This window comes from Microbacterium sp. CCNWLW41, assembly GCF_037083505.1.
This window is the reverse complement of sequence record NZ_JBAOJP010000005.1, coordinates 99330-124436: the sequence shown is the minus strand read 5'-3', so window position 1 is coordinate 124436 and position 25107 is coordinate 99330. Positions and strand designations below refer to the sequence as shown.

Annotated in this window: 22 protein-coding genes and 1 tRNA gene; 14 read left to right on the top strand and 9 right to left on the bottom strand. The window is 72.0% G+C overall.

The features are described 5' to 3' along the window. Nucleotides 1-4: 4 nt before the first annotated feature. Nucleotides 5-385, bottom strand: coding sequence for a thioredoxin (trxA, locus tag V6R91_RS19025; RefSeq protein ID WP_336396484.1), 381 nt, complete (start codon nucleotides 383-385; stop codon nucleotides 5-7). Nucleotides 386-396: 11 nt separating this feature from the next. After that, nucleotides 397-582 carry a hypothetical protein gene (locus V6R91_RS19020; RefSeq protein WP_336396483.1) on the bottom strand — a complete coding sequence of 62 codons (186 nt, stop codon included), beginning with the start codon at nucleotides 580-582 and terminating at the stop codon, nucleotides 397-399. A 103-nt stretch (nucleotides 583-685) separates the two neighbouring features. Here V6R91_RS19020 and V6R91_RS19015 point away from each other — a divergent pair, with 103 nt between their 5' ends. Beyond that, nucleotides 686-970 (top strand): metal-sensitive transcriptional regulator, encoded by a 285-nt coding sequence (locus tag V6R91_RS19015; RefSeq protein ID WP_336396482.1) that lies wholly within the window; start codon nucleotides 686-688, stop codon nucleotides 968-970. 10 nt (nucleotides 971-980) lie between these two features. Continuing rightward, nucleotides 981-2780 carry an ABC-F family ATP-binding cassette domain-containing protein gene (locus V6R91_RS19010; protein ID WP_336396481.1) on the top strand — a complete coding sequence of 600 codons (1800 nt, stop codon included), beginning with the start codon at nucleotides 981-983 and terminating at the stop codon, nucleotides 2778-2780. An 11-nt stretch (nucleotides 2781-2791) separates the two neighbouring features. Here the strand turns inward: V6R91_RS19010 and V6R91_RS19005 are convergent, their stop codons facing one another. Further along, on the bottom strand, nucleotides 2792-3295 hold the full coding sequence (locus V6R91_RS19005) for a MarR family winged helix-turn-helix transcriptional regulator (protein WP_336396480.1): 504 nt from the start codon (nucleotides 3293-3295) through the stop codon (nucleotides 2792-2794). 99 nt (nucleotides 3296-3394) lie between these two features. On the opposite strand from V6R91_RS19005, the gene V6R91_RS19000 reads away from it, so the two are divergent. The 7 genes from V6R91_RS19000 (at nucleotide 3395) to V6R91_RS18970 (ending at nucleotide 11816) form a co-directional block, all read left to right on the top strand. Next, nucleotides 3395-3466 (top strand) — tRNA-Gln (locus tag V6R91_RS19000). 1 nt (nucleotide 3467) lies between these two features. Further along, complete coding sequence (gene glmU / locus V6R91_RS18995) at nucleotides 3468-4940, top strand: bifunctional UDP-N-acetylglucosamine diphosphorylase/glucosamine-1-phosphate N-acetyltransferase GlmU (protein ID WP_336396479.1); 1473 nt, start codon at nucleotides 3468-3470, stop codon at nucleotides 4938-4940. Continuing rightward, on the top strand, nucleotides 4915-5949 hold the full coding sequence (locus V6R91_RS18990; protein WP_336396478.1) for a ribose-phosphate diphosphokinase: 1035 nt from the start codon (nucleotides 4915-4917) through the stop codon (nucleotides 5947-5949). The genes glmU and V6R91_RS18990 overlap by 26 nt, the downstream gene beginning before the upstream one ends. A 73-nt stretch (nucleotides 5950-6022) precedes the next feature. Then, complete coding sequence (locus tag V6R91_RS18985) at nucleotides 6023-8785, top strand: cation-translocating P-type ATPase (protein WP_336396477.1); 2763 nt, start codon at nucleotides 6023-6025, stop codon at nucleotides 8783-8785. 61 nt (nucleotides 8786-8846) lie between these two features. After that, a complete protein-coding gene (locus tag V6R91_RS18980) occupies nucleotides 8847-9323 on the top strand; it encodes an FMN-binding protein (protein WP_336396476.1) in 477 nt (158 codons plus the stop codon). 3 nt (nucleotides 9324-9326) lie between these two features. After that, nucleotides 9327-10226, top strand: a complete 900-nt coding sequence (locus tag V6R91_RS18975; RefSeq protein ID WP_336396475.1) for an FAD:protein FMN transferase — start codon at nucleotides 9327-9329, stop codon at nucleotides 10224-10226. Nucleotides 10227-10253: 27 nt separating this feature from the next. Then, nucleotides 10254-11816 carry an FAD-dependent oxidoreductase gene (locus V6R91_RS18970; protein ID WP_336396474.1) on the top strand — a complete coding sequence of 521 codons (1563 nt, stop codon included), beginning with the start codon at nucleotides 10254-10256 and terminating at the stop codon, nucleotides 11814-11816. Here the strand turns inward: V6R91_RS18970 and V6R91_RS18965 are convergent. The 3 genes from V6R91_RS18965 to V6R91_RS18955 all read right to left on the bottom strand — a co-directional run bounded on the left by V6R91_RS18965 (nucleotide 11810) and on the right by V6R91_RS18955 (nucleotide 15242). Beyond that, nucleotides 11810-13249, bottom strand: a complete 1440-nt coding sequence (locus V6R91_RS18965) for a sensor histidine kinase (RefSeq protein ID WP_442928158.1) — start codon at nucleotides 13247-13249, stop codon at nucleotides 11810-11812. The two genes, V6R91_RS18970 and V6R91_RS18965, sit on opposite strands and share 7 nt — an antisense overlap. 179 nt (nucleotides 13250-13428) lie before the next feature. Beyond that, nucleotides 13429-14157 (bottom strand): response regulator transcription factor, encoded by a 729-nt coding sequence (locus tag V6R91_RS18960; RefSeq protein WP_336396472.1) that lies wholly within the window; start codon nucleotides 14155-14157, stop codon nucleotides 13429-13431. A 95-nt stretch (nucleotides 14158-14252) separates the two neighbouring features. Further along, nucleotides 14253-15242, bottom strand: a complete 990-nt coding sequence (locus tag V6R91_RS18955) for an SDR family oxidoreductase (protein ID WP_336396471.1) — start codon at nucleotides 15240-15242, stop codon at nucleotides 14253-14255. A 104-nt stretch (nucleotides 15243-15346) separates the two neighbouring features. On the opposite strand from V6R91_RS18955, the gene V6R91_RS18950 reads away from it, so the two are divergent. After that, on the top strand, nucleotides 15347-16708 hold the full coding sequence (locus V6R91_RS18950) for an FAD-binding oxidoreductase (protein ID WP_336396470.1): 1362 nt from the start codon (nucleotides 15347-15349) through the stop codon (nucleotides 16706-16708). Nucleotides 16709-16765: 57 nt separating this feature from the next. Here the strand turns inward: V6R91_RS18950 and gndA are convergent, their stop codons facing one another. Continuing rightward, a complete protein-coding gene (gene gndA, locus V6R91_RS18945) occupies nucleotides 16766-18373 on the bottom strand; it encodes an NADP-dependent phosphogluconate dehydrogenase (RefSeq protein WP_336396469.1) in 1608 nt (535 codons plus the stop codon). Between the two features lie 199 nt (nucleotides 18374-18572). Here gndA and V6R91_RS18940 point away from each other — a divergent pair, with 199 nt between their 5' ends. Beyond that, on the top strand, nucleotides 18573-19055 hold the full coding sequence (locus tag V6R91_RS18940) for a gluconokinase (protein ID WP_336396767.1): 483 nt from the start codon (nucleotides 18573-18575) through the stop codon (nucleotides 19053-19055). A gap of 6 nt (nucleotides 19056-19061) precedes the next feature. Here V6R91_RS18940 and V6R91_RS18935 read toward each other — a convergent pair whose 3' ends face one another. Beyond that, nucleotides 19062-19187 (bottom strand): hypothetical protein, encoded by a 126-nt coding sequence (locus V6R91_RS18935; RefSeq protein ID WP_336396468.1) that lies wholly within the window; start codon nucleotides 19185-19187, stop codon nucleotides 19062-19064. Between the two features lie 257 nt (nucleotides 19188-19444). Here V6R91_RS18935 and V6R91_RS18930 point away from each other — a divergent pair, with 257 nt between their 5' ends. Both V6R91_RS18930 and pth read left to right on the top strand, forming a co-directional pair. After that, the gene (locus V6R91_RS18930; RefSeq protein ID WP_336396467.1) at nucleotides 19445-20092 is read left to right on the top strand and encodes a 50S ribosomal protein L25/general stress protein Ctc; all 648 of its coding nucleotides are present in this window, start codon (nucleotides 19445-19447) and stop codon (nucleotides 20090-20092) included. A gap of 107 nt (nucleotides 20093-20199) precedes the next feature. Next, complete coding sequence (gene pth / locus V6R91_RS18925; RefSeq protein WP_336396466.1) at nucleotides 20200-20784, top strand: aminoacyl-tRNA hydrolase; 585 nt, start codon at nucleotides 20200-20202, stop codon at nucleotides 20782-20784. 8 nt (nucleotides 20785-20792) lie between these two features. Here pth and V6R91_RS18920 read toward each other — a convergent pair whose 3' ends face one another. Next, nucleotides 20793-21377, bottom strand: a complete 585-nt coding sequence (locus V6R91_RS18920; RefSeq protein ID WP_336396465.1) for a hypothetical protein — start codon at nucleotides 21375-21377, stop codon at nucleotides 20793-20795. A gap of 92 nt (nucleotides 21378-21469) precedes the next feature. Between V6R91_RS18920 and mfd the strand changes: the two genes are divergently transcribed. After that, nucleotides 21470-25096, top strand: coding sequence for a transcription-repair coupling factor (gene mfd, locus V6R91_RS18915; protein ID WP_336396464.1), 3627 nt, complete (start codon nucleotides 21470-21472; stop codon nucleotides 25094-25096). Nucleotides 25097-25107 lie beyond the last annotated feature (11 nt).

Genomic DNA, 25107 nt, shown 5'->3' with positions numbered 1-25107 from the left:
TGGCTCAGGCGGCGTCCGCGCCGCGGGCTTCGTGTGCGGCGATCTGTCGCCGGACGTCGTCCATGTCGAGGGCGCGGGCGCCCGCGACGAGCTGTTCGAGCTGAGGCGCGGCGAGGGCGCCCGGCTGCGAGAAGACGAGGATGCCGTCGCGGAAGACCATCAGGGTGGGGATCGAGGTGATCCGCATCGCCGCGGCGAGCTGCTGCTCGGCCTCGGTGTCGACCTTCGCGAACACGATGTCGGGGTGCCGGGCGGCGGCCTGCTCGAACACCGGTGCGAACGCCCGGCAGGGGCCGCACCACGCGGCCCAGAAGTCGACGAGGACGATGCCCTCGCCGGTCACGGTGGTCTCGAAGTCGGCGGCGGTGAGTGCTGTCGTGGTCATGGGGTCCGGTCCTATCGGCTGAAGAGGCGTGCGAAGAATCCGCCGCTCGTCGCGGTGGCGGCGTCGCGCTGTGCTGCGGTGTGGTTGCCGTCGCACCACTGCGACGCCGGCACGGTCCGCTTCACGGACTGCACATGCTGTCCGCATCCGGCCCACGTCGTCTTCCCGCAGATGCGGCATGTCGTTGCTCGGCACATGGATCCCACTCGCTTCCGTTGATTGGGTGAATACCCTGGGGGGTATCCCGAACTATACCCCACGGGGTATTATCGATGTCAAATCCGATCGGAAGGACCCGCCATGACGGAAGCCACTGGGGCCATCTCGGCCTACGACCCCGAGGCTCAGCGCAAGATCGCCAACCGGCTGCGACGGGCGCACGGCCAGCTCGCCGCCGTCATCGCGGCGGTGGAGGGCGACGCGCACTGCCGCGACGTCGTCCAGCAGCTCTCGGCCGTCTCCAAAGCCATCGACCGGGCGGGCTTCCTCGTCATCTCGACAGCGCTGAAGGGGTGTCTGTCGGACCCCGACGCCGACGGCCCGCAGCCCGACGAGCTGGAGAAGCTGTTCCTCTCCCTCGCCTAGCCTGTAAGGGATGGCACATCTTCTGGGGGCCGAGGCCCTGCACCTGGAGTTCCCGACCAAGGTCGTCTTCGACCGCGTGTCGCTGGGCATCGACGAGGGCGACCGCATCGGCGTCGTCGGACGCAACGGCGACGGCAAGTCGAGCCTGCTGGCGATGCTCGCCGGCCGCCTCGAGCCCGACGGCGGACGCGTCACCGTGCGCGGGGGCGTGCGGGTCGGCGTGCTCGACCAGGCCGATGCCCTCGACGAGGCGCTCACGGTGCGTCAGGCGGTCGTCGGCGACCGGCCGGATCATGAGTGGGCCGGCGACGCACGCGCGCGCGACGTCATTGCCGGACTCCTCGGCGACCTCGCCTGGGACGGGCCCGTCGCCGGGCTCTCCGGCGGCCAGCGGAGGCGCGTCTCACTCGCCGCCCTCCTCGTGGGCGACCACGACGTGCTGTTCCTCGACGAGCCGACGAACCACCTCGACGTCGAGGCGATCGCGTGGCTTGCCGACCACGTCAAGCGGCGCTGGCCCGCCAACCAGGGCGGACTGCTCGTCGTGACGCACGACCGGTGGTTCCTCGACGAGGTGTGCACGACGACCTGGGAGGTGCACGACCGCATCGTCGAGCCGTTCGAGGGCGGCTACGCGGCATACATCCTGCAGCGGGTCGAGCGGGACCGCCAGGCTGCCGTCATCGAGCAGCGGCGCCAGAACCTCGCACGCAAGGAGCTGGCGTGGCTGCGCCGCGGTGCGCCCGCGCGCACGTCGAAGCCGAAGTTCCGCATCGACGCCGCGAACGTGCTCATCGCCGACGTCCCCGAGATCCGCGACGCCACCGAGCTGCGCTCCCTCGCCGTCTCGCGGCTGGGGAAGGACGTCGTCGACCTTCTCGACGCGGGCGTCTCCTACGCCGGGCGTGAGGTGCTGCGGCCCGTCGAGTGGCGCATCGCACCGGGCGAGCGCACCGGCATCCTCGGCGTCAACGGCGCCGGCAAGTCGACGCTCCTCGGCCTGGTCTCCGGCGACGTCCAGCCGACGACGGGCCGCGTCAAGCGGGGGAAGACCGTCAAGGTCGCGACGCTGACCCAGCGTCTCGACGAGCTCGAGGAGCACCTCGACGATCCCGTGCGGGTCGTCATCGCGGGCCTGCGCACCACGTACACGTTCGGCAGCGGATCCAAGGCGCAGGAGCTGACGCCCGGACAGCTCCTCGAGCGCATGGGCTTCCTGAACGCGCAGCTCTCGACGCCGGTGAAGGACCTCTCCGGCGGGCAGAAGCGGCGGCTGCAGCTGCTGCTCATCCTCCTCGAGCAGCCCAATGTCCTCATCCTCGACGAGCCCACGAACGACCTCGACACCGACATGCTGGCCGCTATCGAGGACCTCCTCGACTCGTGGCCGGGGACGCTCCTGGTCGTCTCGCACGACCGTTACTTCCTCGAGCGCGTCACCGACCAGCAGTACGCGATCCTCGGCGGTCGCCTGCGTCACCTTCCCGGTGGCGTCGAGGAGTACCTGCGGCTGCGCGAGCGGGAGCGCGGGGCGTCGCCGGCGACCGAGAAGGCGACGGATGCCGCGCCCGCGGCGTCCCCCTCGCTGTCGGGGCAGGGGCTGCGGGCGGCGCAGAAGGAGGTCGCCGCGCTGGAGCGGCGGCTGGAGAAGCTCGAGTCGCAGATCGATGCGGCACGCACGGCGCTCGCCGACCACGACCAGTCGGACTACGTCGGCCTCGGCGCGGAGATGACGCGCATCGGCGAGCTCGAGAAGGAGCGGGACGGCGTCGAGGAGCGCTGGTTCGAGCTCACGGAGCAGATCGGCTGAGCGCCGGCCGCTCAGTCCGCGCTGTCGAACCCGAGGCTCAGCTTTCGCAGCAGCGCGGCCAGGCGGTCCCTGTCGGCGCGGGAGAGGCTCTCCAGCAGGAGCGCCTCGGCGTCGACGAGCCGTGTGATCGCGGCATCCACCCGGATCCTGCCCTCGTCGGTCAGCGTCACCAGCACGCTGCGGCCGTCGTCGGGGTCGGCCTCGCGCCGCACGAGGCGGCGGCCGACCAGCCGGTCGATGCGATTGGTCATGGTGCCGCTGGAGACGAGGGTCTGCTGCAGCAGCTGCTTCGGGCTGAGCTGGAACGGCTCGCCGGCGCGGCGCAGGGCCGACAGAACGTCCCATTCCCACGGCTCGAGCTCGCTGCGCCGGAAGGCGTCGCGGCGTGCGCGGTCGAGATGACGTGACAGCCGGTCGACGCGCGACAGCACGCCCAGCGGCGAGAAGTCGAGGTCGGGTCGCTGGGTGATCCACGCTTCGACGATGCGGTCCACCTCGTCGCTCTGCGCCGTCATGCCTTCATTATCGCGGGGCGCCGCGGCAGGTACCGCCATCGACAGGCTCAGTGACCGGTGGGCGGTCTGGCAGACTTGACGAGGCCGCGCGAGCGGCGGTCCGCCGTGGTGTAGTGGCAGCACGACAGCCTTTGGAGCTGTGAGGTCCAGGTTCGAGTCCTGGCGGCGGAGCATGACCGACACCCCCCGTGACACCCCCCTGGCCGTCATCGTGCTCGCCGCCGGGCAGGGCACGCGCATGAAGTCCTCGCTGCCGAAGGTGCTGCACCGCATCGGCGGCCGTCCGCTGGTCGGGCACGTGCTCGACACCGCGCTCTCCCTCCATCCGCAGCGCGTGGTCGTGGTCGTCCGCCACGAGCGCGACCTCGTGGCGGAGGCCGTCGCCGGCGCCGCGCCCGACGTCGTGGTGGTCGACCAGGACGAGATCCCCGGCACCGGCCGCGCGGTCGAGGTGGCCCTGGACGCGCTGGCCGACTTCGCCGGGGACGTGCTGGTCCTCAGCGGCGACGTGCCGCTGCTCGAGACCGACACGCTCGCCGCGCTCGTGCGCACGCACCGCGATCGCGCCGTCGCCGCGACGGTCCTGAGCGCCACGGTGGGCGACGCCACCGGCTACGGGCGCGTCATCCGCGACGCCGACGGCACCGTGTCGCGGATCGTCGAGCAGAAGGACGCCACCGCGGAGGAGGCATCCGTCACCGAGATCAACGCGGGCGTCTACGTCTTCCAGGCGACGGCGCTGCGCACCGAGCTCGCGCTCGTCGGCACCGCCAACGCACAGGGCGAGAAGTACCTCACCGACGTCGTGGCGCTGCTGCGCGGCGACGGGTTCGCCGTGGCGGCCCAGCCCGCGCCGGATGCCGCCGCCGCCCTGGGCGTGAACGACCGGGTGCAGCTGGCCGAGGCCGCCCGCGTGCTCAACGCGCGCACCGTGCGGCGGTGGCAGCTGGAGGGCGCGACGATCCTCGACCCGGCCACGACCTGGATCGACGTCGAGGCGAAGCTCGCGCCCGACGTGACGGTGCTGCCCAACACGCACATCCTGCGCGCGACGGTGATCGCCGGCGGCGCCACCGTCGGCCCCGACACCAGCCTCGTGGACTGCGAGGTCGGCGAGAACGCGGTCGTGACCCGCACCGACGCCACGCTGGCAGTCATCGGCGCCGGGGCGACGGTCGGCCCGTTCGCCTACCTTCGTCCGGGCACGTACCTCGGCGACAAGGGCAAGATCGGCACGTTCGTCGAGACGAAGAACTCGACCATCGGCGAGCGCAGCAAGGTGCCCCACCTGTCGTACATCGGCGACACGACGATCGGCAGGGGCGTCAACCTGGGCGCGGGTGCCATCACGGCCAACTACGACGACCTCACCAAGCACCGCACCGAGATCGGCGACGAGGTGCACGCCGGCTCGCACAACGTCTTCGTGGCGCCCGTTAGGATCGGAGACGGCGCGAAGACCGGAGCCGGGGCGGTCATCCGAAAGGATGTCCCCGCCGGCGCCCTCGCACTGAGCGTCGCCCCTCAGCGGAACGTCGAGGGGTGGGTCGAGAAGAACAGACCGGGAACAGGTGCGGCGGACGTCGCCGCCAAGGCCCGTGGCGCACAGAAGGCGGACGATGGCGCGCAAGAAGAAGACCGTTGAACTCGACCGGGCGAACGACATCGCCCCCGGTCTCGTCGCGAAGACCAAGAAGCGCCTCGTCGTCGCACGCGGCAGCTCGCACCCCGAGCTTGCCGGCGAGGTCGCCGAGCAGCTGAGCACCGAGCTCGTCCCCACCGAGTACCGCACGTTCGCGTCGGGGGAGATCCTGACGCGCTTCGAGGTGTCGATCCGCGGCTGCGACCTCTTCCTCATCCAGAGCTTCGGGCCCCCGGTCAACGAGTGGATGATGGAGACCCTCATCATGCTCGACGCCGCCAAGCGCGCGTCGGCGAAGCGCATCACCGTCGTCGCCCCGTACTTCCCGTACTCGCGTCAGGACAAGAAGGGCAGAGGTCGCGAGCCGATCAGCGCCCGCCTGGTCGCCGACCTGTTCAAGACCGCCGGCGCCGATCGCATCATGAGCGTCGACCTGCACGCGGCGCAGATCCAGGGCTTCTTCGACGGCCCCGTCGACCACCTCTTCGCCAAGCCGGTGCTGCTGGAGTACTTCGAGAACACCCTGAGCGCGGAGGACCGTGACCGGCTCACGGTGGTCTCGCCCGACACCGGCCGCGTCCGCGTCGCCGACACGTGGTCCGACAGCCTCGGCGCGCCGCTGGCCATCATCCACAAGCGCCGCGACCCGAACGTCGCCAACCAGGTCACCGTCAACGAGATCGTCGGCGCCGTCGACGGCCGCGTGTGCCTCCTCGTCGACGACATGATCGACACCGGCGGCACCATCGTGAAGGCCGCAGAGGCCCTCAAGGCCAACGGCGCGGTCAAGGTCATCGTCGCCGCGACCCACGCGATCTTCAGCGACCCCGCGGCGCAGCGCCTGCAGAGCCCCGCCATCGACCAGGTCGTCGTCACCGACACGGTGCCGATCCCCGACGAGAAGCGCTTCCCGAGCCTTACGATTCTGCCTATCGCGCCGCTGCTCGCACGGGCGATCCACGAAGTGTTCGAGGACGGCTCCGTGACCAGCATGTTCGACGGGGCCGCCTGACGCCGACGCCGGACGAGGCGGCCCGGACCCCCGGGCCCGGCCGGGGCGGCGGCACCGCAAGGACGGAGTGAGGATGTCGCAGCCGCTGACCGAAGCCCGCCTGACGGTCGCACGACCCTGGGCGCTCCCCGTGGACGCGGTGCTCGCGCACCTCGAGGCCGACGCGTCGGGGCTGACCTCCGACGACGCCGGCCGACGCCTCGAGATCGCCGGACCGAACCGCCTTCCCGAGCCCGCGCGCCGCCCCGCCGTGCTGCGGTTCCTCTCGCACTTCAACGACACCCTGATCTACATCCTCCTCGGCGCCGCCGTCATCAAGGCGCTGATGGGGGACTGGCTGGACTTCTGGGTCATCATGGTCGTCGCGATCATCAACGCCGTCATCGGCTACATCCAGGAGGGGCGCGCCGAGCGGGCGCTCGCGGGGATTCGCGGGATGCTGTCGGCCGAGGCCAGCGCCCGCCGCGACGGCGGGTGGATCACGGTGGCGGCGGCCGATCTCGTCCCCGGCGACGTGGTGCGGCTGATGCCGGGCGACAAGGTCCCCGCCGACCTCCGGCTGCTCGAGGCCTTCCAGCTGCGGATCGACGAGGCGGCGCTCACCGGTGAGTCGGTCCCGTCGTCGAAGGTCGACGACCCGGTCGACCCCGATGCCGGCGTCGGCGACCGCCGGTCGATGGCGTTCTCGGGCACCATCGTGAGCGCCGGCCAGGGCCGGGGCGTCGTCACCGCGACCGGGGCGACCACCGAGCTCGGCCGGATCCAGAGCCTCGCCGAAGAGGCCGAGACGCTCGCCACGCCGCTCACACGCCAGCTCGACGGGTTCGGCCGGATCCTCACGCTCGTGATCCTGGGCATGGCGGCCGTGATGATGATGATCGGGCGCTTCCTGCACGGGATGCCGTACCCCGAGCTCATCTCGGCGGCCATCGGCTTCGCGGTCGCGGCGATCCCCGAGGGCCTCCCCGCGCTCGTGACCATCACGCTGGCGATCGGCGTGCAGCAGATGGCCCGCCACAACGCCATCACCCGCAAGCTCCCCGCTGTCGAGGCGCTGGGCTCGGTGACCACCGTCTGCTCCGACAAGACCGGCACGCTCACCAGGAACGAGATGACGGTCCGGCACATCGTCACGCCCCTCGCGCACTACGAGGTGACCGGTCTGGGCTACCGGCCGGAGGGGCGCATCGCCCCGGCGGGCGGAGCCGGGCTGCCCGGGGACGGGCTGCCCGGAGACCTCTCCGCGATCCTGGCGATCGGCACGCTCTGCAACGACGCCCACATCGTGCGCGACGACGACGGCGGATGGAGCCTCGTGGGCGAGCCCACCGAGGGCGCACTGAAGGTCGTCGCGATGAAGGGCGGTGTCGGGGGCGCGGGGGGAAGGCGCGTCGCCGTCATCCCGTTCGACTCGGCCAACAAGCTGATGGCGACGCTCAACGAGGGCCCGCGCTCGGGTGGGGCGGCGGGGGAGGTGTCGCGCGCGATCCTCGTGAAGGGCGCGCCCGACCGCCTGCTGGAGCGCTCGCTCACGCAGCGGAGCGAGGACGGCTCCCAGCCCCTGGACCGCACGCACTGGGAGGAGCAGGTCGCCGCGCTGAGCTCCCGCGGGCTGCGCGTGCTCGCCGCCGCCCGCAAGCCCGTGCGCGCGACGACCGAGGAGTTCGCGCTGGACGACCTCGTCGACCTCGAGTTCATCGGGCTCTGGGGGATCGTCGATCCGCCGCGCCCGGAGGCGATCGACGCGATCGCCGACTGCCACACCGCCGGCATCGGCGTGAAGATGATCACCGGCGACCACGCCGGCACCGCCCTGGCGATCGCCCGCGAGATGGGCCTCGCCGGCGCCGACGCCGAGGTTCTCACCGGCACCGAACTCGAGGCGCTCAGCCAGGAGCAGCTGCGGGAGGTGGTGCGCGACGTCGACGTCTACGCCCGCACGAGCCCCGAGCACAAGATCCGCATCGTGCGCGCGCTGCAGTCCCACGGCGAGGTGGTCGCCATGACCGGCGACGGCGTGAACGACGCCCCCGCCCTGACGCGGGCGGACGTGGGCATCGCGATGGGGATCAAGGGCACGGAGGCGACCAAGGAGGCCGCGGAGTTCGTGCTCGCCGACGACAACTTCGCCACGATCCGCAGCGCCGTCGCCGAGGGCAGGCGCATCTACGACAACCTGCGCAAGTCCATCGTGTTCCTGCTGCCCACCAACGGCGCGCAGTCGCTCGTCATCCTGGTCGCGGTCGTCTTCGGGCTCGCCCTTCCCCTCACGTCGGTGCAGGTGCTGTGGGTCAACATGGTCACCGCCGTCACCCTCTCGCTCGCGCTGGCCTACGAGCCCGCCGAGCGCGGGATCATGCGACGCCCCCCGCGCGCCACCGGCGGGCCGATCATCGACCGCCGCGAGCTCGGCTTCGTGCTCGCCGTGTCGTTCCTCATCGGCGGGGCGGCGATGGGCGTGTTCTACGGCGTCGTGGCGACCGGCGTCGACATCGAGGTGGCACGCACCGAGGCGGTGCTCATGCTCGCGCTGGGGCAGCTCGCCTACCTCTTCAACTGCCGGCTCCTGACCCGCTCCAGCTTCACCCTCGACGTGCTGCGCGGCAACCGCGCGGTGTGGTGGTCGGCGCTTGCTCTCGTCGTCCTCCAGCTGATCTACACGTATGTGCCGTTCATGAACGTGCTGTTCGACTCGCGTCCGCTCGACCCGTCGGCGTGGATCCTCCCCATCGTGCTCTCGGTCGTGATCTTCGTCGCCGTCGAGGTGCTCAAGGCGCTGCTGCGCGCCCGGCCGCCCGCGTCCGCACCGGCACCCGCGCTCAAAGCTTCCTCATAGGACCGGTTGCGAGGATCGCCGCGACGCCCGACGCGTCGACGACACGAGCTGGAGGACCGCAATGATCCGCACCGCCCCCGCATCCCGCACCGTCCGAGCCGGCGCCGCACTGAGCGCCGCCGCCGGGATCGCGCTCCTCGCCGGTTGCGCGGCGACGGCCTCCGATGCGGAGGAGCCGGCCACCGGAGCCGATCAGGAAGCGACCGGCTCCGGGTCGACGGGCTCCGGCAGCGCCTCGGGCTCGTATGCCGACGGCACGTACACCGCCGACGGCGCCTACGCGACCCCCGAGTCCGTCGAGACCATCACCGTCACCGTCACCCTGGAGGGCGACGTCATCACCGATGTGGAGGTGACCGGCGACCCGCAGAAGAGCGAGTCCGAGGAGTACCAGGGGCGGTTCATCGGCGGCATCGCGGACGTCGTGGTCGGGCAGGACATCGACGACATCCAGGTCAGCCGCGTCGCGGGCTCGTCGCTGACCAGCGGAGGCTTCAACGAGGCGATCGAGGCGATCAAGTCCGAGGCGGCCGCCTGAGCCATGGGCGGGTCGGCGTCCTCCTGGCGATTCGACGCCATCGGCACCGTCTGGGAGGTCGTCACCGTCGAGCCGCTGCCCGAGCCTGCACGCGACCGCGTACGGGGCCGCATCGAGGCGTTCGACCGCACCTGGTCGCGGTTCCGGAAGGACTCCGTGGTGACCCGGCTCGCGCGGGCCGGCGGGGAAGTCCCGCTCCCCGACGACGCCGGGCCGATGCTCGACGCGCTGGCGGCGGTGTGGGAGGCGACGGACGGCGCCGTGAACCCGCTCGTCGGGCGATCCCTCGAAGCGCTCGGCTACGACGCGCGGTACTCGCTGGTCGATCGCGGGGCGGTGGCGGCGCCCCCCGATTGGCGCAGGCTGCTCGCGTGGGACGACGAGCGGCTCATGCTCTCCAGCGCCGCGACGATCGACGTCGGCGCCCTCGGCAAGGGACGCCTGGTCGACATCGTGCTCGACGTCGTATGCGACGAGACGGCGGGGGACGTCACGGTCGACGCGGGCGGCGATCTGGCGGTGCGGGGGACGCCGCAGCGCATCGGGCTGGAGCATCCGTTCGATCCGCGTCGCGCGATCGGCGTGTGGGAGGTGACGGATGCCGCGCTGTGCGCGTCGGCGGTCACCCGGCGCGCCTGGCCGTCGGCCACCGGCACGACGCTGCATCACGTGCTCGACGCGCGGACGGGGCAGCCGGTGCGCACGATCGCCGCGACGTGGGCCGTCGCGCGGGACGCGATGACGGCCGACGCGGTCGCGACCGCGCTGTTCTTCGACGGTGGCCCGCGCCTCGCGCACGAGCGGGGTGTCGAATGGGTGCGCATGACGACCGACGGGCGTGCGGAGTGGTCGCCCGGCTGCAGCGCCGAGCTGTTCCTGCGAACGGATAACGTGGACTGGTGATTCACGAGCCGATCGTGGCGGTGTGATGTGGGAACGCTCACCGCCTTCTGGAACCGCGTCTTCGCGGTGCTCGGCCGCGTGTCGATGTACCGCCTGGTCTACCTCGCGCTCGCGGCGCTCGCGGTCGTCGCCCTGGTGCTCTCGCTCTTCGACCTCGTCGGACCCGACCCGGTCGAGCTCATCGCGACGCTGCTCGTGCTCGCCGCCGTCTGCGTGGGGGTGGATGCCGCCGCCCAGCGGGTGCTGACCCTGCCGTGGCGCCTGGAGTCATCGCTCATCACGGCGCACATCCTGCTCTTCGTGCTGCGCCCGACGCTGGAGCTCGCCGGGCTGGCGGGGATCGCGATCGCCGCCGCGGTCGCGTCCCTCTCGAAGTACCTGCTCGCCTGGCGCGGGCGCCACATCTTCAACCCCGCCGCCGTGGGTGCCACCGTGCTCACGCTGCTGAGCCTCGCGTGGCCGGCGCTCGGCTCGTCGGCGTGGTGGGTGGGCACGCCCGCCCTCGCCGCACCGGTCATCGTGCTGGGCCTGGCGGTGCTGGTGCGCACCGAGAAGCTCCGGGTCGTGGCGGTGTTCCTCGTCGTCGCCGTCGCGGTCGCCGTCATCCGCACGGCCGCGCAGTATCAGGCCGCCGGGGTCGAGGTGGAGATCCTCGACGTGCTGTGGCCTGTGCTGTGGTCCTCGCCCTTCCTGTTCCTCGGCGCCTTCATGCTGTCCGAGCCGCTCACGCTGCCGCCCCGGCGCTGGCAGCAGTTCACCGTCGCCGCGGTCGTCGGAGTGCTCGCGGGCTGGCCGATCTCACTCGGCGACATCACCCTCGGACAGGAGCGGGCGCTGCTCATCGGCAACCTGGTCGCGTTCGCGTTCGCGCTGCGCACGGCGGTGCGGCTGACCCTGGTCTCGCGGGCCGAGCCCACACCGACCGTCGAAGAGCTCACATTCCGGGTGCACGACCGGTTGGCCTTCCTGCCCGGGCAGTACCTGGAGCTGGAGGTGCCGCACCGTCACCCCGACGCGCGCGGCACGCGGCGCGAGTTCAGCATCGCGTCCGCGCCCGAGGACCTGCCGCTGCTCAAGGTCGCGTTCAAGGACGGCACGGGCACGAAGCCGCTGAGCTCCTACAAGAAGGCCCTCGCGCAGGTGCGGCCGGGCGACGACCTCGCGATCACCGGGGTGTGGGGCGACTTCCTGCTGCCCAAGCGCGATGCCGCGCCGATCCTCATGGTCGCCGCCGGCATCGGCGTGACGCCCTTCGTGTCGCAGCTGCGGCATCTGACCGCGGCGGGCCTCGAGCGCGACATCGTGCTGGTCTATGTCGCGTCGGATGCCTCGGAGCTGGCGTTCCGCGGCGAGATCGAGGCATCCGCCGCTCGCGTCGTGGTCTTCACGCGCGACCGTCCGGTCGACCTGCCGAGTCACTGGCAGTGGGCGCAGGGCGTGCGCCTGGACGCCGAGGGCCTGATGCGGGTGGTACCCGACATCGCCTCCCGCCACGCCTACATCTCGGGGCCGGCCGGTCTGATCGCCGATCTCGCTCCCGCCCTCGAGCGCGCCCGTTCGATCACCACCGACGCCTTCAGCGGCTACTGAGCCGTGCCGACGCCGATCCCTGGGGCCGGATCGAGGGGACGGGCGGGCAGGCGCACCTCGAAGGTGGTGTCGCCGGGCCGGGTGTCCACCGAGATGGAGCCCCCGTGCGCGTCGACGATGGCGCGCGCGATCGAGAGGCCGAGGCCTGTGCCCCCGGTCTGACGCGCGCGTGAGCGGTCGCCGCGGGCGAAGCGCTCGAACAGCTCGTCGGCGATGCGCGGGTCGACGCCGGGGCCGTCGTCATGGACGCGGAGCACGGCCGTGCCGCCGTCCCGCGCCACCGTCACCGTCACCGTGGTGCCGGCAGGTGTGTGCGTGCGGGCGTTCGCGAGCAGGTTGGTGACGACCTGCTGGAGGCGGCTCGCGTCGCCCGCGACGAGCACGGGCTCGTCGCCGACCTCGAGCACCCACTCGTGGTCGGGACCGGTCGGGCGGGCATCGCCCACCGCGTCGATGGCGAGCCGCGTGAGATCGACCGTGCCGTACACCAGCTCCTGGCCCTCGTCGAGCCGGGCGAGGAGGAGGAGATCCTCCACGAGGGACGTCATCCGCAGCGACTGCGCCTGGATGCGCTCCAGCGACGCCTCGGTCGTCTCGAGGGTCGCGGCGGCGGGCCCGGGCTCCGGCCGCGGTGCCAGACCGAGCGCCTTCAGCGACAGCTCGGAGTAGCCGCGGATCGAGGCGAGCGGCGTGCGCAGCTCGTGACTGGCATCGGCGACGAACGCGCGCATGCGCTGTTCGTTGCGCTGGCGGGCGGTGAGCGACTCGTCGACGTGGTCCAGGAGCGTGTTCAGCGCCTCGCCGACCCGGCCGACCTCGGTGCGGGGGTCCGCCTGGCGCGCGGGGACCCGTTCGCTGATGGACACCTCGCCCTGGTCCAGCTGCTGCCGGGAGACCCGCTCGGCCGTGGCGGCGACCGCGCGCAGCGGCGCGAGGCCGGCGCGGATCGTCCATGCCGTCGCGACCGCGAGGAGGATGAGGCCGCCGGCGGTCAGCAGGCCGATGGTGGTGAGCATGCGCGCGATCGTGGCGGCCACCTCGTCGCGGGACAGCCCCACGACGACGATCGACTGACCGTCGACGCTGCGCCCTTCGACGCGGAACGTGCCGACGCCGTCGATGGTCACCACCAGCGGGCCCTCTGCGCGCAGTCCCGCCGCGAGCTGCTCGATCTGCTCGTCGTCGAGCGCGGTCACGGTGCCGTCCGGCTCGGTCACCGCCGCGGTGGGCGATGAGGGGGGAGTCTCGATGGCCAGCAGGAATCCGGCCTGCTGGGGCTGCTGCTCCAGGATCTCCTGAGCGGTGAGCCCCGCACCCACGGGCTGCCGGGTGAGCGCCGACATGCGGTCGGCGGTCGAGCGCAGCTCGCTGCTCAGTCCCTCCTCGAGCACCGTCCCCAGGATCGCGCTGGTCGCCACGCCGACCAGCACCATGATGAACGACGTGATGCCGACGACGGTGACGATGAGCTTCCGCTGCAGCGTCCACGCGGCGCGCCGGGGAAGCTCGTCCGAGGCAGGAGCACCCGTCCCGGGCGCCTCTTCGTCGCGCGGGGGCTCGATGCCGGCGCCGGTCGCGGCATCCGGCTCCGTCGTCGTACGGCTCCGGTCCGTCACTGGGGCGCCTTGATCATGTAGCCGACACCACGCACGGTGTGGATGAGGGGTTCGCGGCCGGCGTCGATCTTCTTGCGGAGGTAGGAGATGTAGAGCTCGACGACGCTGGAGCGGCCGCCGAAGTCGTAGTTCCACACGCGGTCCAGGATCTGCGCCTTCGACACGACGCGTCGCTGGTTGCGCATGAGGTAGCGCAGCAGCTCGAACTCCGTCGCGGTGAGCTCGATCTGCTCACCGGCGCGCTCGACCTCGTGGCTGTCCTCGTTGAGCGTCAGGTCCCCGACGCGCAGGATCGGCTCGGCGCCCGCCGCGTGCGCGGTGCCGGCGCGGCGCATGAGGCCGCGGAGCCGCGCGACCACCTCCTCGAGGCTGAACGGCTTCGTCACATAGTCGTCGCCGCCGGCGGTGAGACCCGCCACGCGGTCGGTGACGGCATCCTTGGCGGTCAGGAAGAGCACGGGGACGTCGTCGCCGGCCTGGCGCAGCCGCTGCAGCACGGCCATGCCGTCGAGGTCGGGCATCATGATGTCCAGCACCATGGCGTCGGGCTCGAACTCGCGCGCCGACTGCAGCGCCTCGAACCCCGACCCGGCGGTGCGCACCTCCCAGCCCTCCATCCGCAGCGCCATCGACAGCAGATCGGTGAGCATCTGCTCGTCGTCCACGACGAGGACGCGCAGGCTGGAGCCGTCGGGACGGAGGAGGGCCGGTGCCGGGTTGGTCATGCGTCCATTGTGGATGGCTTCCTATGCGCTTCCTATGGAGCCGGCTATGCGCGGGCTGTGAAATCCAGTCCGCGGCGCGGGGATCGGATCCGGCGTCAGCCGGCCGAACGCGCGTGGGCCGCGATGCGATCGAACAGCGCGTCGCGGTCCTCGTCGACCCGGCGGGCGCCGGGGGCGGCGTCGTAGTACGCCAGGATCCGCCGCGCCCCCTCGTCGAACGTGACCGTCGTGCGGAACTCCGGCACGAGCTCGGTCACCTTCGAGACGTCGAACAGCATCGAGTGCGCCTTGTCTCCGATCAGGCCGGGACCGAGGTCGGGGGCGAACGCCGCGATCGTGTCGGAGGCGACGTGGACGATGTCGGCGTCGGCCACGCCCGCAGCCTCGGCCAGCCAGCCGTAGATCTGGTTCCAGGTCGGTGCGTGCGTTCCGGTGATGGTGAACGCCTCTCCGATCGCCGCGGGGTTCGCGACGAGCCCCGTGAACGCGACCGCGAAGTCGTCGCTGTGCGTGATCGTCCACAGGCTCGTGCCGTCGCCGTGCACGATGACGGGACGCCCCGCGCGCATGCGGGCGATGTCGGTCCAGCCGCCGAGGGTGGGGAGCAGACGCTCGTCGTACGTGTGCGAGGGGCGGACGATGGTGACAGGAAGCCCCCGCTCCCGGTGGGCGGCGACCAGGACGTCCTCGCACGCGATCTTGTCGCGCGAGTACTGCCAATAGGGATTGCGCAGCGGCGTCGACTCGGTGACCGGCACCCGCCGCGGGGGCTTCTCGTACGCCGAGGCCGAGCTGATGAACATGTACTGCCCGGTGCGCCCCTCGAAGAGCTCGAGATCGGAAGCGATGTGGTCGGGCGTGAAGGCCAGGAACTCCGCGACCACGTCGAAGCGCCGACTGCCCAGTGCGGCGCGCACCGCTGCGGCATCGCGGATGTCGGCCTCGATCAGCTCCGCCTCGGGCGGGATGGGCCGCCGGGCGCTGCCGCGGTTGAGCACCGCGACGTCGTGCCCGAGGGCGACGGAGCGGCGGACGCACGCCGCGCTGATGGTTCCGGTACCGCCGATGTAGAGGATGCTCGTCACCCTCGCGAGCCTACGCCCGACCAGGGGCGACGCGCCTCGACGCCGACGCCCGCCGCGGACGGACCCCGTGCGCGATGTCGGTCCCGCCCCCTAGTCTGGCGCGCATGAGCAACGACGATCTCAGCGCCGCCTCCGGCGGCACCGTCATCCGTCCGGGCGACCCCGAGTGGGAGTCCGCACGTCGCTTCCACTCCGGCATCGGCTCGCCCGCCGCCGTCATCCGGGCCTCCACCGTCGACGACGTGAGAGGGGCCATCCGCTACGCCTCGGCCGAGCGCCTCGAGGTCATGATCCGCGGCGGCGGCCACAGCGCGTGGGGCGAGGTCCCGGGCGGTCTCACCCTCGACATCTCGGCGCTGGACGCCATCTCCGTCGAGGGCACGCGGGTGCGTGTCGGGGGCGGTGCGCGGTGGGGTGCCGTCGCGCACGCGCTCGCCGAGCACGACCTCGGACTCAGCTCCGGCGACACCGCGTCCGTCGGCGTCGGCGGCCTCACCCTCGGGGGCGGCATCGGCTGGATGGTGCGCGCGTGGGGGCTCGCGTGCGACCAGCTGGTGGGCGCGCAGCTCGTGACCGCCCGTGGCGAGGTGGCGGAGGTGACGGATGCCTCGCATCCCGAGCTCCTGTGGGCGCTCCGCGGCGGCGGCGGCAACTTCGGCGTCGTCACGCGCTTCGACTTCGAGGCGCACCGGCTGAACGGCGTGGTGCACGCCGTCTACGGCATCGATGCCGACGCACGGCCCGCGCTGCGGGTGCTGCGCGACATCCTCGCAGACGCTCCGCGCGAGCTGACCGTCACCTACATGGACGTCCCGCCGATGGACCCGAACGCTCCTGCCGGCGCCACGGTTACCGCGGTGTGGATCGGCACCGACGAGGAGGCGGCGCGCCGCGCGCTCGGGCCGCTCGCCGAAGCCCCCGGGGTGTCCGAGCTCGAGTTCGGCGTGCAGAGCTACCCCGATGTGCTGCTCGAGGCGCCCGAGTTCGACCCCGACCAGCCCATGCCGGGGTTCCTCGGGGGGAACACGCTCGTGGCGGACCTCGACGATGACGCGATCGATCGGATCGTCTCGTTCCGAGAGGCGAACCCGGCATCGGTCGTGCTGCTGCGGTCGCTCGGCGGGGCGTACGGGGACGTCGCCCAGGACGACTCCGCGTTCCCGGCGCGCAACGCGACGTGGTTCGCCATGGCGGGGGCGTTCGACATCCCGGGCATGGTCGACGACGACGCCCGGGCGCGGGCGCTGGCCGCGTGGGACGCCATCGAGGCGAGCGGCTCGGGCGTGTACGGCAACTTCACGGTGTCGACCGACCCCTCCTACGCCGCGCGAATCTACCCGCCGGCGACGATGGCGCGACTGGCGGCGGTCAAGCGCACGTGGGACCCGGGCAATGTCTTCTGCCGCAACCACAACGTGCAGCCCGAGGGCGACGGCCGGCCGGGTTCGGACGGACAGGCCGCCTGAGACGCCGAGGGCGGATCCCCGGCCGGGGATCCGCCCTCTGTCCGCTCAGGCGGTGCGTCAGTGCGTGTCTTCCGCCTCGATCTCGGTGCGGTCGCCCGACCACAGCGTGTGGAAGGTGCCTTCCTTGTCGATGCGCTTGTAGGTGTGGGCGCCGAAGAAGTCGCGCTGGCCCTGGATCAGCGCGGCGGGGAGGCGCTCGGCGCGCAGCCCGTCGTAGTAGGCCAGCGACGACGAGAACGCGGGAGCCGGGACGCCGGAGTTCGCAGACGCCGAGACGATGCGGCGCCATGCGCCCTGGGCGCGGCCGAGCGCGTCGGCGAAGTACGGGGCGGTCAGCAGCACCGCCAGGTCGGGGGTCTGGTCGTAGGCCTCGGCGATGCGGTTGAGGAACTGGGCCCGGATGATGCAGCCTGCGCGCCAGATCTTCGACACGGCGCCGAGGTCGATGGTCCAGCCGTACTCGGCGGCACCGGCGCGGATCTCGTCGAAGCCCTGGCTGTAGGCGACGATCTTCGACGCGTACAGCGCGAGGCGGACGTCCTCGATGAACGCGTCGGGGTCGTCGACCTGGAGGCCCTCAGCGGGGCCGGGCAGGCCGCGGGAGACCGCGCGCTGCTCGGGGTGGCTGGAGAGCGACCGTGCGAAGGTGGCCTCGGCGATGCCCGAGACCGGGACGCCGAGCGACAGCGCGGTCTGCACGGTCCACGCGCCGGTGCCCTTGGCGCCGGCCTGGTCGAGGATGACGTCGACCAGGGGCTCTCCGGTCGCGGCGTCCACCTGGCGCAGGACCTCGGCGGTGATCTCGATCAGGTACGACTCCAGCTCGCCGCGGTTCCACTCGGCGAACACCTCGGCGATCTCTGCCGGCGTCTTTCCGGTGCCGCGGCGGATCAGGTCGTAGGCCTCGGCGATGAGCTGCATGTCGGCGTACTCGATGCCGTTGTGCACCATCTTCACGAAGTGGCCGGCGCCGTCGTGACCCACGTGCGTGACGCACGGCTCGCCCTCCGCGACCGCCGCGATGGACTTGAGGATCGGTCCGAGGGTCACCCACGACTCGTCCGAGCCGCCGGGCATGATCGACGGGCCGTTGAGCGCGCCCTCCTCGCCGCCGGAGATCCCGGCGCCGACGAAGTTGATGCCGGTCTCGCGGACGGCCTTCTCGCGGCGGATGGTGTCGGTGAAGAGGGCGTTGCCGCCGTCGACGATGATGTCGCCGGGCTCGAACACCTCGACCAGCGAGTCGATGACCGCGTCGGTGGGGCGGCCGGCCTTCACCATGATGATCGCCGCGCGCGGCTTCTGCAGCGACGCGGCGAACTCCTCGTATGAGAACGCGGGAACGAAGCCCGCCTCCGGGTGCGTCTCGGTCAGCTCGTCGGTCTTGGACCGGCTGCGGTTGTACACGGCCACGGTGTTGCCTTCGCGGGAGGCGAGGTTGCGGGCGAGGTTCGAGCCCATCACCGCCAGGCCCACCACGCCGATGTTCGCCGTCGCGGCGACGGCGAGCTCCGGGCCCTCCGGCTCCGGGGTGGGGCGCTCGACGTCCTCGGGCGCGGGCGCGGCCTCGTGCGCCGTCGTCGCCTCATCAGGCGCCTGGTCCTGATCCGTCGAGATGGTGGTCTGGGCCTGCTCGCCGGTCAGCGAAGGATCGTTGGAAGACACGCGTGCTCCTGGGGTTGAGTCGTCGCTTTCAGCCTAGAGTCTGACGGCTCCGTGTTACGCCGCAGCGGCCGGAAGCTCACACGGCACGCAGCCGGGTTGTGACGTGCGGGCGGCCGTCGGCTACCGTGGCGGGGTGATCCCGTCTCACTCCGGCGCGACCGCCGGCAGTCCCGCTGCGCAAGGCCCCCGGATCGTCGTGATGGGTCCGAGCGGCTCGGGGAAGTCCGCGGTGGGGAGCGCGGTGGCCGCACGCCTCGCTCTCCCGTTCGTGGATGCCGATGACCTGCACCCGGAGGCGAACGTGGCGAAGATGGCCGCCGGGGTGCCGCTGGACGACGCGGATCGGATGCCGTGGCTGGACGTGGTGGCCGCCGAGCTCCACGACGCGCCCGGTGGAGTCGTGGTCGCGTGCTCGGCGCTGGCACGACGCTATCGGGAGCGCATCCTCTCCGGCGCACCGGCGACGGTCTTCGTCGAGCTGCGGACGTCCACCCGCGAGCTGGCCCGGCGCATGGCGACGCGCGAGCACTTCATGCCGTCGTCGCTGCTGGCCTCCCAGCTGAAGACGCTGGAGCACCTGGAGCCCGAGGAGCCGGGCGTGGTGGTGGCGGGGGACCCGCCGCTGGCGGACGTCGTCGACGCCGCGGTTCACGCGATCCGCCGGTATCCGGCGCTCCGATAGCCCCGTTCAGTCCTTGTTGCGGTACGCCTGACGCCCGAGGCCCCAGAAGGCCAGCGCCGTCCCGAGGGCGCCGACCGCGGCCATCGCGCCGATCAGCCAGAGCAGGGCGTGAGACCAGAAGCCGTATTCCATGGGGTCCTCCGTGTGAGCGGGAAGTCGGTGCGTTCCTCATCGTAGTGGGGGCGCTGGTAGACTCGTGTCGAACTTCGGCGAGGGATGCCTCGCGCCTGTCGGCCACCGGCGGGCTGCGGCATCCGTGATCGACGCGGTGATGCGGGCCCCCGGCTTTCCTCACGCGCGCGCGTTCGAGTCGAAGACACCCCCGATACCCACGGTCCGCCACCTCGCGGGCCGAGCGACAACGGGCCCCAGGCCCGCAAGGAGAACCCATGTCCACTGAGGTCGACACCAAGGTCCAGGCCGAGCTGCGCGAGAACTTCGGCAAGGGCTTCGCCCGCCGCCTGCGCGCCGCCGGCAAGATCCCCGCCGTCATCTACGGCCACGGCACCGATCCCGTCCACGTGGCCCTTCCGGGCCACCAGGTGTCGCTGCTCATCCGCCGCGCCAACGCGGTGCTCGAGCTCGATCTCGACGGCAAGGCGCAGCTGACGCTGGTGAAGGACGTCCAGAAGGACCCGGTGCACCAGATCATCGAGCACATCGACCTCCTCGTCGTGAAGAAGGGCGAGAAGATCCAGGTCGACGTCCCGGTCATCGTCAACGGCGAGCCCTTCGCCGGCACGATCGTCAACCTGGACGCGCAGACCGTGGCGCTCGAGGTTGAGGCGACCCACATCCCCGAGCACATCGAGGTCGACGTCGAGGGCCTCGAGGAGGGCACGCACATCACCGCCGGCGAGCTCACGCTGCCCCGTGGCGCGACCCTCGCCGCCGACCCGGAGATGCTCGTCGTCGCCATCTCGGTCCCCGCTGCCACGCTGGCCGCCGAGGACGAGATCGCCGAGGCCGACGCCGAGGTCGCCGCCGAGCAGTCGGAGGCTTCCGAGACCCCGGCCGAGGAGAACGAGTCCGAGTAAGCCTCGGAGCGCTTTTCAGGCGAGGGGGTGCGGATGCCGCACCCCCTCGTCCCGTTCCACGACGAGCTCGATCCGGGCCGGACGCCCGGTCGGGCAGGATGGAAGTCATGGCAGAGGCGTGGCTGATCGTAGGCCTGGGCAACCCGGGGCCCCGATACGAGCTGACCCGCCACAACGTCGGCCAGCTCGTGGTCGACGAGCTGGCGGGACGGCGCGGCGAGTCCTTCAAGACGCACAAGGCGAACGCCCGCGTGGTCGAGACGTGGCTGCGGCCGGGCGGCGCGAAGCTGGTGCTGGCGAAGCCGAACACGTTCATGAACGTATCGGGCGGTCCCGTCGCGGGGCTGGCGAAGTTCTACGGGATCGACCCCGCGCACGTCGTGGTGATCCACGACGAGCTGGACATCCCGTTCGACACCATCAAGCTGAAGGTCGGCGGCGGCCACGGCGGTCACAACGGCGTCCGCGACGTCGCCAAAGCGCTGGACACCCCGGCGTTCCCGCGCGTGCGCGTCGGGATCGGCCGCCCGCACGGCCGGCAGGACCCGGCGGACTGGGTGCTCGACCCGTTCGGCGCCACCGAGCGCAAGAACCTCCCGATCCTCCTGGGCGACGCCGCCGACGCCGTGGAGCAGCTGGTCGACGAGGGACTCCTCGCCGCGCAGCAGAAGCACCACGCGCCCCGCGAGTAGCTCCGGGCTCAGCCCGCGGCGGCGAGGCCGGCCGTCAGGAAGCCCTGCGCCACCGCGCCGTAGGCGATGGGGCCGAGAGCGGCGATGATCACCGCCGCGATGCCGGCTCCCCGTCCGCGGGAGGTCACGATGGCCACCACGCCCTGGATGAGGGCCCACAGGCCGAGCGCGGTGCCGGCCCAGAAGGCGATCTCGCCCATGAGCACCCAATCGCGCACGGGCGAGAGGATCGACCAGTCGAAATCGCCGGTGGTGGTGCGCGCGCTGATCTCGCGACCCGCTCCGAGCCCGATGTTGAACGCGGCGACCGCCGCGAGCAGGCTCGCGCCGACCGTCGCGATGAGAGCCAGGCCGAGGGCGACGAGTCCGAGCGTGCCGCGGCGCCGCGCGGGTGCGGGTGCCGCGGAGGGCGACATGGCCGGCGCGGCGCCGGGAGTGCCGCCGAACCCGGCGGGCGGCGCATAGCCCGGCGGGGGCGCGTACGCGGAGGCGGGCGGAGGACCGAAGGGTGCCGCTCCGGGCGGCGCCCACGTCTGCGGGGGTGCGGGCGGGGGCGGGGCCGGCGTGGCCGAGGGCTGCGAGGGATCGCTCACGCGACTCATCCTAGGAGCGCCGACGACGTTCGCGGCCGCCCCGCCCCTGGCTCGCGGCGCCCGGTGTCGGCGGCGCGTCGTAGACTCGTGCGGTGACAGTTCCCGGGATCGTGCGCGCCCTCGAACAGGCTGAACCGTTCCGGGACGCTGTGGCCGCGGCATCCGTCGACGCCGACTTCTCGCTCGTCGAGGGCCTCGACGCCCCCCTCCTGGCGGCGCTTGTGGAACGCCGGCGCGCGGCCGGGCGTCCGCCTGCCGTGCTCGTGATCGCCCCGACGGGGCGCCGTGCCGAATCCCTCGGGCCTGCGCTGGGAGCGCTGCTGCCCGGAGCCGAGGTGCTCCACTTCCCGGCGTGGGAGACGCTGCCGCACGAGCGGCTGAGCCCGAGCGCAGAGACGGTGGGCGCCCGCCTCGACATCCTCCGCCGGATCGCACGATGGGACGCCTCGACGCCGCTCGTGGTGACCGCATCGGTGCGCGGCGCGATCCAGCCGCTGGCGGCGGGACTGGACGACGTCGAGCCGATCGAGATCGTCGTCGGCGGCCGCGGGCACGACCTCGGCGAGGTGTCGGCGCGACTGGTGGAGCTCGCCTACCACCGGGTCGACATGGTGTCGCGACGCGGCGAGTTCGCCGTACGCGGCGGCATCCTCGACGTGTTCCCGCCGACGGCCGCCCACCCGTACCGCGTCGAGTTCTTCGGCGACGAGGTGGACCAGATCCGCGCCTTCTCGGTGGCCGACCAGCGCTCCCTCGCCGGGGATGTGCGCGAGGTCACGCTGCTGCCGAGCCGGGAGCTCCTTCTCACCGAGGCCGTGCGCGGACGCGCGCGACAGCTCAAGGACGAGTTTCCCGGACTCGCCGCGATGCTCGAGAAGATGGCCGAGGGCATCCCGGTCGAGGGGATGGAGTCGCTGCTTCCGGCCGTGGTCGACGACCTCGTGACCCTCGCGGACTACCTCCCCGAAGGATCCGCCGTCGCGCTGGTCGATCCCGAGCGCGCCGTCACGCGCGCGATCACGCTGGGCGAGACCAACCGCGAGTTCCTGGACGCGGCCTGGAGCGCGGCGACAGCGGGCGCCCGGACTCCGGTCGACCTCGGTGCCGGCGACTTCCTCACCCTTCCCGAGCTCCGCGAGGCGGCGCGCGAGCGGGGGAGTGTCTGGTGGCGGATGAGCTCGTTCGACTCCGGGCAGGCCGATGCCGTGGCCGAAGGCCTCCTCGACGCCGCGATCGACGACGACGTCGACGTCGCGCTCGAGGCCGCTGCGGCGATCCGCGTCCCCGGCGCCCCCGTGCCCTCATTCCATGGCAACGTCGACGGCGCCACCGAGCATGTCGGCGCGCTCCTGGCCGAAGGGTGGCGCGTCGTGGTCGCCGCGTCGGGCGCCGGCCTCGTGGAGCGGGCGCGCGATGTCCTCGCCGAGCGGGGCATCGCCGCGCGCAAGGTCGACGAGGTGCACCACGCCCCCGAACCCGGCATCGCCCACGTCGTGGTGAGCGTCCTCGAGCGCGGCTTCCAGTTCCCCGACGCCAAGCTCGCGGTGCTCACCGAGTCGGAGTTCTACGGCAGGACCATCGGCGGCGACAGCCGTGTCGTGAAGAAGCTCGCGTCGCGACGCAAGACCGTCGTCGACCCGCTGCAGCTCAAGGCCGGCGACTACGTCGTTCACGCCACGCACGGCATCGGCAGGTTCGTCGAGCTCACCCAGCGCGAGGTCTCCAGCGGCGGGCGCAACGCCGTGAAGAGCGTGCGCGAGTACCTCGTGCTGGAGTACGCGCCGTCCAAGCGCGGCTACCCGGGCGACAAGCTGTTCGTGCCCACCGACCAGCTCGACCTGCTCTCGCGCTACGTCGGCGGCGAAGCGCCGTCGCTGTCGAAGATGGGCGGCAGCGACTGGGCGCAGGCCAAGAGCAAGGCCCGTCGCGCGGTGCGCGACATCGCCGTCGAGCTCGTCAAGCTGTACTCGGCGCGCATGGCGTCCAAGGGGCACGCGTTCGGCCCCGACACCCCGTGGCAGCGGGAGCTGGAGGAGGCCTTCCCCTTCGCCGAGACCCCCGATCAGCTGCAGACGATCGACGAGATCAAGGCCGACATGGAGAAGCCGATCCCGATGGACCGGCTGCTGTCCGGCGACGTCGGATTCGGCAAGACCGAGGTCGCCGTGCGCGCGGCCTTCAAGGCCATCCAGGACGGCAAGCAGGTGGCGATGCTGGTGCCCACGACACTCCTGGTCAAGCAGCACCTCGAGACCTTCACCGAGCGGTTCGCCGGGTTCCCGGTCAAGGTGCGGGCGCTGTCGCGGTTCCAGACCGACAAGCAGGCGCGCGACGTGGTCGCAGGCCTCGCGGACGGCACCGTCGACATGGTCATCGGAACGCACCGCATCCTCACCGAGAAGGTGCTGTTCAAGGACCTCGGCCTCATGATCATCGACGAGGAGCAGCGCTTCGGCGTCGAGCACAAGGACCAGCTGAAGAAGCTCAAGACCAACGTCGACATCCTCGCGATGAGCGCGACGCCGATTCCGCGCACCCTCGAGATGGCTGTGACCGGCATCCGCGAGATGTCGACGCTGCAGACGCCGCCGGAGGACCGGCACCCGATCCTGTCCTACGTCGGCCCACGCAACGACAAGCAGATCGCCGCGGCGATCCGCCGCGAGCTGCTGCGGGAGGGGCAGATCTTCTACGTCCACAACCGCGTGCAGTCGATCCAGCGCGTCGCATCGCAGCTGGCCGAGCTGGTGCCGGAGGCGCGGATCGTCGTCGCGCACGGGCAGATGGGGGAGCACCAGCTCGAGCAGGTCGTCGACGACTTCTGGGAGCGCAAGGCCGACGTGCTGGTCTCCACGACCATCATCGAGACCGGCCTCGACATCGCCAACGCCAACACGATCATCATCGACCGCGCCGACAAGTACGGGCTGAGCCAGCTCCACCAGCTGCGCGGCCGCGTCGGCCGTGCGCGCGAGCGGGCGTACGCGTACTTCCTGTACGACGACCAGAAGCCGCTGAGCGAGACGGCGGCCGACCGCCTCGAGACGATCGCCGTGAACAACGACCTGGGCTCGGGCATGCAGGTGGCGCTCAAGGACCTCGAGATCCGCGGCGCGGGCAACCTCCTCGGCGCCGAGCAGGCCGGGCACATCGCCGGCGTCGGGTTCGACCTGTACCTCCGCATGATCGGCGAGGCCGTGGCGACCTTCCGGGGCGAGGACACCGAGGGCCCGACGGAGCTCCGGCTCGAGCTGCCGGTGCAGGCGCGCATACCCGATTCGTACATCGACAGCGAGCGACTGCGTCTCGAGGCCTACCAGAAGCTGTCGGCGGCCGCATCCGTCACCGCGGCGCCCGACGCGATCGACCTGGTGATCGAGGAGCTGACCGACCGCTACGGGGAGCCGCCGGCGGAGGTCGAGGGGCTGCTCGCGGTGGCGCGGCTGCGGCGCCGCGCCGGTCAGGCCGGCCTCGCCGATGTCGTCGCGATGGGTCCGAACCTGCGCATCGCGCCGGCGAACCTGCCCGATTCGATGCGGGTGCGGCTGCAGCGCCTGCACCCGAAGGCGAAGGTCGTCGCCGGCGGCGAGGCGCTGGTCGTGCCCCTGCCGACCGCAGGCGGCGAGCAGCTCGGCGACGACGAGCTCGTCGCGTGGGTGGCGCAGCTCATCGAGCAGCTCTGGCCCGAGAAGACGGCGGCCGAGGCGGCGACGGCCTGATCGGGCGGCGG